The following is a 10,672-nucleotide window of genomic DNA, read 5'->3' as shown; positions in this document are numbered from 1 at the left end:
CCCGGTCCGCCGCGGCGGGCGGCAGCGCGAACGGCGACCGCGGCCCGGCCGGGGCCTGGGCGGCCCGCTCGCCGGACTGCTGCGACCCGCCCGCACCGGACGGGGCCGGCTCGCCGGGCCGCTCGGGCGCCTCGGCCAGCGTCCGCCGGGCCCGTCGGCCGGCGGCCGGTACGGGTCCCTGCGCGAGCGCCGGAAGGCGCCCCGGAGCCGCCCCCTGGGGCCGCCCCGCCTGCGTACCCTGCTGCTGGCCCGGACGCTGCCCCTGGGACTGTGCTTGTGGCTGCGGCTGGCCCTGCGGCGGCACCGGACCGAGTGCCGGGCTCACCGCGGGCGTCAGACCGGGAGCCGGCCGCCCGGCCGGTGCTCCGTCGGAGGCCCCGGACGGCAGCGCGGGCAGCGCCGAGCCCTCCGTCGCCGGCCGCGCCCGGCGGCGACCGCTCGGCGGCCCCGCCTCGGTGCCCGTCGCGAGCCCCGCACCCTGCGTACCGTCGGCCCCGGCACCCGGCTCCGCGCCCGCCCGCCGGGCCCGCCGCCGTCCGGTCGGCTGCCCGCCGTCCGTACCGTTCTTCGCCTCCGCAGCCGCGGCCGGCTCCCCGGCGCCGGGCTGCCCGCGGCCGTCCGTGCCTGGACCGCCCGGGGCCGCGGTGTCCCCGTCGGCGTCGCCGTCCGGCGCCTCGGCGCCCTCGGCCGCCGCCTCGTCGGCCGCCGGCTCCGGCTCGTCGATCAGCACCGGCAGCTCCAGCACGTACGCGCTGCCGCCCGCGCCCGAACCACCGGGCACCTTGTGCGTCTGGATCAACCCGTCGTGCATCCGCACGATCCCGCGGACGATCGGCCCGTGGACCGGATCGCCGCCGCCGAACGGCCCGCGCACCTCGATGCGGACGACCTCGCCGCGCTTGGCCGCCGCCACCACGATCGTCGAGTCGCCGGGCACCGGACGCCCGCCCGGCCCGGCGGCACCGTCACCGGCCGGGTGCCGGCCCGTGGAGTCCACCCCGGCGACGTCCGCGATCAGGTGCGACAGCGCCTGCGCCAGCCGCTCCGCGTCGACCAGCGCTGCTATCGGCGGCGCGTGCACCGCGAACTGCGCCCGGCCCGGCCCGATCAGCTCGACCGCGCCCTCCACACCGGCCGCGACCACCTGGTCCAGCGACACCTTGGTGCGGTTGAGCTTCTCCTTGCCGGAGTCCAGCCGTTGGTAGCTGAGGACGTTGTCCACCAGCGTCGTCATCCGGGCGTGCCCGGCCGCGAGGTGGTGCAGGATCTGGTTCGCCTCGGGCCACAACTGCCCGGCCGGATCGGAGGCGAGGGTGGTCAGCTCGCCGCCCAGCTCCGCGAGCGGCCCGCGCAGCGACTGCCCCACGACGGCCAGCAACTGCGCGTGCCGCGCCACCAGAGAGTCGTACGGCCGCCGGTCGGTGAACGTCATCACCGCGCCCACCAACTGGTCGCCGTCCCGCACCGGCGCCGTGGTCAGGTCGACGGCGACCGACCGGCCGTCCTTGGACCACAGCACCTGCCCGCGCACCCGGTGCTTGCGGCCGGACTTGAGGGTGTCGGCGAGCGGGGTGTCCTCCCACGGCAGCGACGAACCGTCCGCCCGCGAGTGGTGGACCAGCGGGTGGAGTTCCTTGCCGCCCAGCTCGCTCGCCCGGTAGCCGAGGATCTGCGCCGCGGACGGATTGACGAGGACCACCCGGCCCTCGGAGTCGACACCGACCACGCCCTCCGCCGCGGCCCGCAGGATCATCTCGGTCTGCCGCTGCTGACGCGCCAGCTCGGTCTCGGTGTCCAGCGTCCCGGTCAGATCGCGCACCACGAGCATCAGCAGCTCGTCGCCCGTGTAGCCGTTGCGGTGGTCGGCGTAGGCCGCCTCGAAGGCGGACTCGTACGGGGTGCGGCCGTCCTCCAAGTTGGCGCTGGTCACCTCGACCAGGAGCTCGGTGCCGTCGGTGCGCCGCGCGACCATCCGCGTCGGCCGGGTCCGCTCCTGCACGTCCTCGTCGCGGCGCCGCATGGAACCGGGGATCCGCTTGGAGTCGAAGGACGGCAGCAGGTCGAGGAGTCCGCGGCCGACCAGCGCCGTCCCCGGGGCCTCGAACGCCTCCAGCGCGATGGCGTTGGCGTTGACGACCGTGCCGTTGCAGTTGACCAGCAACAACGCGTCGGGGAGGGCGTCCAGTATGGCTGCGAGGCGAGCAGCGCCTCGGGATGGCCTGCTGCTCACGCGACGCTTCCTCCCTGTTACCGCACCTTGCCGATCCACCATGGCGGATCGCTGGGATGGAGTCTACGGGCACATGCCGGGGACGCGGAGGCGGATGACGACCCAGTAATGCCGCGCCCCGACGCGACTCGCCGCACGCCCGACATGTGCCCCTCGTCCTGATCTGACGCGCTACTCCGGCACGAACCGGGTCAGGAAACGGTCGACGGGAGCATCGGTTCGAAGCGGCTCCAGCGTTCGATCTCACACCCGTTGGTGCGCCGGAAGTCGGCGTTCACCGGGCGCCCCGCCCACCTCCCGGTGACGTGCGCCCGCGCCGGACCGCCGTACATCATCGTGCACTGCGCCCCCTGCGGCACGGGGGCGAACGCGTCCTTGCCCCACCGCGTCATCCGGTCCAGCCGGTCGCAGGCGCGCCGCACGTCGAAGTGGTTCCCGCCCCGCGGATGGCAGTACAGCTCGAACCTGCCGTCCGTGCGGTCCGAACCGGAGCGGGTGACGGTGATCGTGAGGTGGTCCCCGCGCCGCCCGCCGAGCGCGTCGGCGTCGGCGTCGGGCGCCCAGTGCCCCAGATACGGCAGCACGTCGTGGTGGTACGGCAGCGGGATCGGGGCGGCGGAGGCGGCCGGCGCCACCACGAGCGCGGGCACCGCGCACACGGCAGCGGTGGCGGCCGCGAGGACCGCGGCGAACCGGGGCAGCGACCGGGAGCGGAACGGGGACGTGATCCGGCGACGGGACATCACGGGCTCCTGAGAGCGAGGGCGGGCGGTCCGCACGGCGCGGCACCGGCCCGTGCGGGACGGCTCGGCGGTACGCGGTCCGTACCCGCCGGGGGCGCACGACGCGGCGCGCGACCGTGCCGCCCCGACTTCTTAACGCTCCGCCGCCCGCTACGTTGCGCCGCAGGAACGTCTTTGCCGGGTGGCCCGCGGGCCTAGTACCGTAGGGGGCGATTGGTGACGAGCCACCGAGCTGTGTCATCATCTGGTCACGCCACATCGCGCTCACGCGCATCAGGTGTGTGGAGGCGTCGCCTAGTCCGGTCTATGGCGCCGCACTGCTAATGCGGTTTGGGTTTTAACACCCATCGAGGGTTCAAATCCCTCCGCCTCCGCTCTTGCATCACCCCGGGCCCGGTCGATCACGACCGGGCTCGTTTTTTATGCCCGACGGCAGGCACCGGTCCTCTGCCCGACGACCGGCACCGGATTTCTGTCCGAGACCTTCACCGGCCGGTGGTGTCCCGCCGCCCGCCGCCCGCCGCCCGCCGCCCGCTCCCGCCGTGCGCCGCCTCGGCCGCCTACGCTGCCCGTCATGCCCCTGCCGAGGCCGTCGCGCCTGCCCCGGTCCGCGCCCGAGCGGCCCGGCCCCGCCCCCCGCACCCTCGTGATGCTGGCCTTCGAAGGCGCCCGACTGCTCGACATCACCGGCCCGTTGGAGGTCTTCAGCTCCGCCACCCGCCTCGGCGGCCGCTACGCGATCCAGGTCTGCTCCCCCGACGGCCGGACCGTCACCACCGCCTCGGGCACCCGCCTGGTGGTCGACGCCGCCGTGGCCGACATCGCCGCCGGCCCCCTGGACACCGTCCTGGTGCCCGGAGCCGAGGAACTCACCCAGGGCCGTTTCCCACCCGGCCTACTGGACTCCGTACGCACCCTCGCCGGGCGCTCCCGCCGGGTCGCCTCGGTCTGCGCCGGGGCGTTCGCGCTGGCCGGGGCCGGACTGCTCGACGGGCGCCGGGCCACCACCCACTGGCGCCACACCGCCACCCTCGCCGCCCGCCACCCCACCCTCACCGTCGACCCCGACGCGCTGTACGTCCGGGACGGCGAGCTCTTCACCTCCGCCGGGGTCTCGGCCGGCATCGACCTCGCACTGGCCCTGGTGGAGGCCGACGAGGGCTCCGACCTCGCCCGCGAGGTCGCCCGCGACCTGGTCGTCTTCATGCAGCGGCCGGGCGGCCAGTCGCAGTTCTCGGTGCCCGCCCGCACGCCGCGGCCCCGCCACGACGTGCTGCGCGCCCTCCTGGACGCGATCGCCGCCGACCCGGCCGCCGACCACTCCAACACCGCGCTCGCCACCCGGGCCGGCGTCAGCCCCCGCCACCTCACCCGGCTCTTCCGCGAGCACACCGGCACCACCCCGACCGGCTACGTCGAGGCGGTACGCCTGGAGGCCGCCCAGTCCCTCCTCGCCAACGGCGAGACGGTCACCGCCGCCGCCCGCCGCACCGGCATCGGCAGCGACGAGTCCCTCCGCCGCCTCTTCCTCCGCCGCCTGGGCGTGACCCCCTCCGCCTACCGCTCCCGCTTCCACACCACCACCCGCTGACCACCCCCGCATGTCCCCATCTGTGGGCCACCTGGCCCCCACACACCGGGCGCCACCCACCCCCACCGCGCGACGCTCCCTCCATGACCCCCAACAACACCCCCTCCACCCCCTCCTCCCCCTCCTCCTCTTCCCTCGCCGGGATCCCCGTCCCGGACAGCCGGCTGGCCCGCGAGGCCACCGAACTGGTCCGCGACGTCACCGACGACCTGATCTACCACCACTCGCACCGCGTCTACCTCTTCGGCGCCCACCACGGCCGCCGGCACAACCTGACCTTCGACCCCGAGCTGCTCTACGTGGGCGCCCTCTTCCACGACCTCGGCCTCACCGAGAAGTTCCGCACCTCCCAGCAGCGCTTCGAGATCGACGGCGCCGACGAGGCCCGCGCCTTCCTGACCGCCCGCGGCATCCCCGAGGACCGCGCCCGCCTCGTCTGGGAGGGCATCGCCCTGCACACCACCCCGGAGATCCCGCACCACATGGCCCCGGAGGTCGCCCTCGTCACGGCCGGCGTCGAACTCGACGTCCTCGGCATCGGCTACGACACCCTGCCCCCGGAAACCCGCGAGGCCGTCGTAGCCGCCCACCCCCGCCCCGACTTCAAGCCCCGCATCCTGCGCGCCTTCCACGCCGGACTGGCCCACCGCCCCCAGACCGCCTTCGGCAACGTCAAGGCAGACGTCCTGGACCGCTTCGAAGCGGACTACACCCGCCCGAACTTCGTCCGGATCATCGAGGACTCGCCCTGGCCGGCCTGACCCCCCACAACCGGGCGCACAGGCATTTCCGCAGGTCAGCACGGGTACAGCAATCGGATTTCGCCTAACGGCGCAGGTCATGTAATGTTGTTCTCGCAACGCCGACCGGCAAGAAAAACCGCCGGAAAGCCAAGCGCTCGTAGCTTAACGGATAGAGCATCTGACTACGGATCAGAAGGTTGCAGGTTCGAATCCTGCCGAGCGCACAGCAGGTCAGAGGCCCCGTCGAGAAATCGACGGGGCCTCTGGCGTATGCGTTGACGGCAGTTTTGACGGCAACCGCCTTCAACGGCTGATGCGGGGGTGGTCAGTCGGTCACCAGGGCGCCGGCCGCACCGTCGTCATCGTCCGGCGGGGTGCCGTCACCCCTCAGCGCGTCCCCAACGCGGTCGAACGCGGAGCGCTGGGAGTCGAGGCGGACGAAGGTGTAGACGTCCATGGTCACGCGGATGGAGCTGTGTCCCAGGACTTCCATGATCATGCGAGCGTCGGCGCCCCGCTCGTGGAGCAGGGAAGCACATGTGTGACGCAGGTCATGGAACCGGACTTTGCGGATCCCGGAGCGGGCGCAGAGCGTTTCGAAGGACCGGTTCAGGTTGCGGGGCTCGATGGGAGTCCCGTTCTTCGTGGTGAAGACCAGACCGTGTTCCGTCCCCTTCCAGGTGTCTCCAGCCGCCTTCCGGTCCGCGATCTGCTGGGCACGTTGAGCGCGGAGCGCCGTCACGCACTCGGGCGGCAGTGCCACGCGACGGGCAGAGCGCTGCGTCTTCGGCGCGACGATCAGCAGTTCACCGCCGACCCGCTGAAGCGCTTGCCGAACGGTGACGACGCCTTCGTAGAGGTCGACGTCTGACCAGCGCAGCCCCAGCAGCTCACCGCGTCGCAGGCCGATGCGGACCGCCAGCTCGTACGCGGCCCACAGCCGGTTGTCCCGAGCCGCAGCCAGCAGCCGACGCCCCTCCTCAGTCGTGAGGGGTTCGATCTCGCGCCTGGTGCCCATGCCCAGCTCGACGTTCCGGGCCACGTTGCGTGGCAACTCGTCCTCGCGCACGGCGTGCTGGAGGGCGGCGCGCAGAAGGACCAACAGAAAGCGCACGGTCCGGTCGGACGGGAGCTTGTTGCAGCACTGGCCGAGGGCGCAGCAACGCCGCTTGTGTTCCGGGCGGCTCTTGTCCTTGCCCTGCGCGCAGCACTGGCAGGTGGCAGCGGTCTTCAGGAGGAAGGCGCGGATGTCGCGGGCGCTGAGCCGGGCCAGTTTCTTCCTGCCGAAGTCCGGGGTGACGTAGTTGCGAATCAGCGACGCGTAATTGACGTAGGTCGTCCTGCGGACCTTGCCCTGGGCGACGTTGACCAGCCAGTACGTCAGGTACTCGTCCAGGGACATCTTGGTGGCGGCCACCGGAAGACCGTTCAGGGAGTTGGCCTTGAGCTTGGTCAGCTTCTCGTGGGCGTCGTCCCAGGTCTTTCCGTAGACGCTGCGCCGCCTGTACGTGCCATCGCTCGCGAGCACGAACGCGCTGCCCTCCCAGCGTCCGTCCTTGCGCTGGTAGATCGTGCCCTCGTTGTTGGCGTTCCTCTTCGACTTGGCCATCAGGCGGCTTCCTGTTCGGTGCGGAGGGATATGTAGGCGTCCACGGCGGCTTCGGTGATGCGGCGGCAGCGGCCGACGGTGAGGGAGGCCAACTCGCGGGAGCGGATGAGGTTGTAGACCGTCCAGCGGCTCACGTGGAGCCGGTCGGCGACCTGGTCGACGGTCAGGAGGGAGGTAGGCACAGGTCACCTTCTTCGTGTCGGAAACGGCGTTGGTGCTCGATCTCGTGGCGGGTCTGTGCGGCGAGGAGTTCTTCGCCGGGGCGGTAGCCGGAGGAGAGGTACGTCCAGGAGGAGTCGGTGACGAGCGTGGTGTTGTCGCCGGTGGCAGGAAGGCCGGCGCGGGCGCGGGCCGCTTCGGCTTGGGCGAGGCGCCAGGCGCGGCGTACGTCGCGGAGTGCGCCGAGGGTGGTGGAGTAGGCCCGGGACTTGCTGGAGAAGTGGCCGCGGAAGCCGAGCATGTGGGCCCACTTCCAGAGCTTGAGGTCTGCGAACTCCGGGAGGTGGCCGAGGGCCCAGGCGGTCCGGATCATCTGCCGGACGTGCTGCTGGACGGCCAGGGACGCGAGGAGTTCGGCCTGCCCGGTGCCCTCGCAGTCGGCGCACAGGTCGTGGAAGCGGTCGGGGCCGCGCACGTAGCCGCGTCCGGAGCAGGGGCGGCACACGAGGGTGCGGTCCACTGTGCCGGCGCCTTCGGCGTTCTTGGTGGCGTACTTGGCGATGTACCCGGCGACCTTGGCATCGGTGAGTTCGCCGTCGGCCAGGGCGGTGATGCGGTCGACCTTGAAGCGCTTGCCCCAGGCGATGACGCGTTCGCCGACGGCATCGGACTCGATCGTGAGCCGGGTGCGCTTGACGGCCATCCCCACGGCGACACGGAGGTCCTGGAAGGTGGCCCAGGACGGGGGCCGGGAGGAATGGCCGTCAGGTCCGTCAAGCCGGATCACGGCGTGGAAGTGGACCAGGCCGCGCTTCTGGTACTCGGCGACCTTGGCGAAGGAGAGGCGCAGCGCGGCGTTGAGCGCGCTCTGTGTCGTCATGAGGAGTTCGGCCAGGGCGCGGCGCAAGTAGGTGGTGAAGCGGGCCCACAGGGCTCCGGCGTGGGCGTTCCAGAGCACGGCGCCGGTGTAGTCGTAGGTGGCCGGGTTGAGCGGTGTGCCCAACGCCGGATCGTTCTCGGTGTGGTGGGTGCCGCAGCGGCAGCGGAGGGTGGTGCCGTTGTCAGTCTCGCGGTTGTGGACGGGCCCGAAGGAGGGGGCGGTGAGGGTGACGAAGGCGCGGGGGTGTTGGCGGACGGTTTCGGCGACCTTCTTGCCGCCCGAAAGGCCGGCCTTGATCAGGTGGTAGGTGTCCGCTGCGTACAGCCGCGAGCAGGCGGGACAGCGGGAGGCGCGACGGTTGCCGCAGGTGGTCAGCAGGCGCCCGGACGGTTCGTCTTCGGAGCGGTAGGAGCGGATCACTTCCCCGGTGGTCCGGTCGGCGGTGGTGCTCCAGCCCTGGAGGTTGATGGGGCTGGAGCAGCCGCGCAGGTTGCGGATCTGTTCGTTGACGCGGTCGAAGCCGTGGTTGTTGGCCAGTTCGACCAGGTCCCGCAGGCCGGGGCTGATCACGTGGCTCAGGTCGAGGGGGCGGTGCATGAGAGGCCCGAAGTCCTTTCTGGCGTGAGGGTCGGGGCCTGCGGGCAGCAGCGATCCGGTGCGGAGCTGCTGCCCGCAGGCATGGCAGGGCTGGCCCAGGGGGCGAGAAGGGGTGTGCCGGAGGCCGGCGGGGAACGCGGCCTACAGGGCGGCGTGGAGAGCGGTGGCCATGGGGAGGCCGATGCCGAGGCGCCTCTTGAGCTGAGCCGCGGTGATGGGTTCGCCGTGTTCGGCGGTGTGCGACGCGGCGATGGAGCGTGCTTCGGTCAGCAGCGGCTCAGGGACCTTGACCGCAGGTACGGGCGCAGGCACGGTCGCGGCGGGGGCCGGGGCGACGGGAGGAGCGGCCGGGGCCGGTTCCGGGGCGACGGAGTGCGCGGGTGCCGAGGCAGGTTCCTGGCCGATGGGGCGCGGAGCAGGCTCTTCGACCGGCTCTGCGTGAGCAGTCGTGGCCGGGGCGGTGGCGCTGGAGGCAACCGCGTGGAAGGAACGCAGGAGTTGCGGACCGACCGTTCCCCACCCCAGGAGCAGCAGGGGCGCCACGGCATCCACGGCAGCACGACCGTAGTGCCCGGCGACGACGGGCTCTGCGACATTGAGGGCCAGGGTCAGCAGGCCGGAGACGTGCATCAGACGCGTGGCCGCCTTCATCTGCTCGGGCGGGACGCCACGCAGGGAGAGGTAGCGCAGGGCCACCAGGAGCCCGACGACGGACAGGTCGACCATGGGGGCGATGACGGGCGCGACGGGGCCGGGGACGCCCAGGCGCAGGGCCAGCGTCCAGACGTTGCCGAAGGAGAAGACGAACGCCAGGGCGGCGATGATGCCCATGACCACGGTCACCGTGCGCTGAGTGATCCGAGCCTCAGACATTGAGGATTCACCTCCTTCCAAGTGAGTTCAGATTCCGGCCAGTTGGAGTCAGGCTGCTTCGGGGCGGCTCCCCTCTCCCTTGTCCAGGTCGACACCCGTTTCGAGGTAGGCCCCGGCGTAGTGGTCGAGGAGGATTTGCGGGTCGTAGGTGAGGTGGGCAGTGTCGCTGGCGATCTTGGCGGCGTGCGCATCGTCCACGTACGGGGTGCGGATGCGGGTGAAGCCGGGACGGTCCTGTGCCGTCATGGAGGCGACGCCCACGTAGGAAGGGTCTTGCAGGTTGACCGGGTTGGCGTCCGGCCAGTTGCGGATGTCCTCGCCCAGCGCGGCAACGGAGGCTTCGGCGGTCTTCTGCGCGAAGCTCAGGCCGACCGGGCACACGTCGCGGATGAAGGTGGGGATGGCGTCCCCGGTGCTCTTCTGCGTGGCGAGGATGACGAGCATGCCGACGCTACGGCCCTTCTTCACCAGGTCTTCGACGAGCCGGGCGTTCTCGGACGCCAGGGCGGCCAACTTCTTGGTGGCCGGGTCATTGCCCTTGTAGTCGCGGAAGTACGTGTGCGCCTCGTCGATGATCAGCACCGTCAGCGGCCAGTTCTCCGAGGGCCCGACGTGCCACATGTTCTTGACGCCAAGCACCTCCTGGATGCTGGTCGAGCGCTTCCGGCGGAGCTTGACCAGGCGCTTGAACAGCCCGTTCGCCTCTTCCAGATCGTCACCGACGAAGGCGAACAGCCGGTCCATCAGGTCGGCGTAGTCACCCTCGTGGGCGCCCGACACCTTCCCGTCGGCTACCGCGAACTGGATCTCCGGCGCGGGAGCGCAGTCGCAGATGAACTTGTTGATCAGGGAGGTCTTTCCGTACCCGGGGAGGCCGGCGATGGTCACGCCCGGCACGTTGCTCAAGCCCACCGTCACCGGTTGGGCGTACTCGTCCACGCCCAGAAGCCAGGTCGCCAGGTCTTCCGGCGCCTCTCCCGTCGGAACGTGGTCGGTGGGGGTCAGCAGGGGATCAACCCTTACGCCGCGGATCATCACCTGCCCCGGACCATCAGGCAGGACGGAGACGCGGGCGCAGCGCCAGGCGTCAGCCAGGTACGGCGCCGCCTTCTGGAATTCCTCCAGGCCCACCTTGGGCAGGCAGTTCGCCCGCGCCACGACCCCGAACCTGTCCGGCTTCACCTTCAGCGCGGGTGTCAGGACCCGGGGCTTCGGCGTCTTGCCTGAGACGCTGTTGTCTTTCCGGG

9 protein-coding genes and 2 tRNA genes are annotated in these 10,672 nt (G+C 71.8%); 4 read left to right on the top strand and 7 right to left on the bottom strand.

The features are described from left to right. Both CG747_RS46520 and CG747_RS46515 read right to left on the bottom strand, forming a co-directional pair. On the bottom strand, positions 1–2,230 hold a 2,230-nt coding region (locus tag CG747_RS46520; RefSeq protein ID WP_257981231.1), incomplete at its 3' end, for a PAS domain-containing protein. 191 nt (positions 2,231–2,421) lie between these two features. After that, positions 2,422–2,973 carry an SSI family serine proteinase inhibitor gene (locus CG747_RS46515; RefSeq protein ID WP_100607910.1) on the bottom strand — a complete coding sequence of 184 codons (552 nt, stop codon included), beginning with the start codon at positions 2,971–2,973 and terminating at the stop codon, positions 2,422–2,424. A gap of 283 nt (positions 2,974–3,256) precedes the next feature. On the opposite strand from CG747_RS46515, the gene CG747_RS46510 reads away from it, so the two are divergent. The 4 genes from CG747_RS46510 to CG747_RS46495 all read left to right on the top strand — a co-directional run bounded on the left by CG747_RS46510 (position 3,257) and on the right by CG747_RS46495 (position 5,531). Then, positions 3,257–3,347: transfer RNA gene (locus CG747_RS46510), tRNA-Ser, on the top strand. 200 nt (positions 3,348–3,547) lie between these two features. Then, on the top strand, positions 3,548–4,564 hold the full coding sequence (locus CG747_RS46505) for a GlxA family transcriptional regulator (RefSeq protein WP_257981230.1): 1,017 nt from the start codon (positions 3,548–3,550) through the stop codon (positions 4,562–4,564). 83 nt (positions 4,565–4,647) lie between these two features. After that, positions 4,648–5,325, top strand: a complete 678-nt coding sequence (locus CG747_RS46500; RefSeq protein WP_100607908.1) for an HD domain-containing protein — start codon at positions 4,648–4,650, stop codon at positions 5,323–5,325. A 133-nt stretch (positions 5,326–5,458) separates the two neighbouring features. Beyond that, positions 5,459–5,531, top strand: a tRNA-Arg gene (locus tag CG747_RS46495). A gap of 101 nt (positions 5,532–5,632) precedes the next feature. Here CG747_RS46495 and xerC read toward each other — a convergent pair. The 5 genes from xerC to CG747_RS46470 all read right to left on the bottom strand — a co-directional run. After that, positions 5,633–6,916: a tyrosine recombinase XerC gene (gene xerC / locus CG747_RS46490; RefSeq protein ID WP_100607907.1), complete on the bottom strand. Its 1,284-nt coding sequence runs from the start codon at positions 6,914–6,916 to the stop codon at positions 5,633–5,635. After that, positions 6,916–7,098, bottom strand: coding sequence for a helix-turn-helix domain-containing protein (locus CG747_RS46485; protein WP_100607906.1), 183 nt, complete (start codon positions 7,096–7,098; stop codon positions 6,916–6,918). The genes xerC and CG747_RS46485 overlap by 1 nt, the downstream gene beginning before the upstream one ends. Further along, a complete protein-coding gene (locus tag CG747_RS46480) occupies positions 7,080–8,552 on the bottom strand; it encodes a replication initiator (protein ID WP_100607905.1) in 1,473 nt (490 codons plus the stop codon). Before CG747_RS46480 ends, CG747_RS46485 begins: the two co-directional genes overlap by 19 nt. 141 nt (positions 8,553–8,693) lie before the next feature. After that, positions 8,694–9,425 (bottom strand): DUF2637 domain-containing protein, encoded by a 732-nt coding sequence (locus tag CG747_RS46475; protein ID WP_100607904.1) that lies wholly within the window; start codon positions 9,423–9,425, stop codon positions 8,694–8,696. A gap of 48 nt (positions 9,426–9,473) precedes the next feature. Next, a partial coding sequence (locus CG747_RS46470; protein ID WP_100607903.1) for an FtsK/SpoIIIE domain-containing protein occupies positions 9,474–10,672 on the bottom strand: 1,199 nt, incomplete at its 5' end.

It is taken from the genome of Streptomyces sp. CB02959, from assembly GCF_002803155.1.
Classification (GTDB): domain Bacteria; phylum Actinomycetota; class Actinomycetes; order Streptomycetales; family Streptomycetaceae; genus Streptomyces.
The sequence above is the reverse complement of the archived record's forward strand: the minus strand, read 5'-3'. Positions and strand labels throughout refer to the sequence as shown.

Bases quoted from the DNA above. Each gene is read 5' to 3' on its own strand.
- CG747_RS46475 (WP_100607904.1), bottom strand. From the start codon at position 9,425: ATGTCTGAGGCTCGGATCACTCAGCGCACGGTGACCGTGGTCATGGGC.
- xerC (WP_100607907.1), bottom strand. From the start codon at position 6,916: ATGGCCAAGTCGAAGAGGAACGCCAACAACGAGGGCACGATCTACCAG.
- CG747_RS46500 (WP_100607908.1), top strand. From the start codon at position 4,648: ATGACCCCCAACAACACCCCCTCCACCCCCTCCTCCCCCTCCTCCTCT.
- CG747_RS46515 (WP_100607910.1), bottom strand. From the start codon at position 2,973: ATGTCCCGTCGCCGGATCACGTCCCCGTTCCGCTCCCGGTCGCTGCCC.
- CG747_RS46505 (WP_257981230.1), top strand. From the start codon at position 3,548: ATGCCCCTGCCGAGGCCGTCGCGCCTGCCCCGGTCCGCGCCCGAGCGG.
- CG747_RS46480 (WP_100607905.1), bottom strand. From the start codon at position 8,552: ATGCACCGCCCCCTCGACCTGAGCCACGTGATCAGCCCCGGCCTGCGG.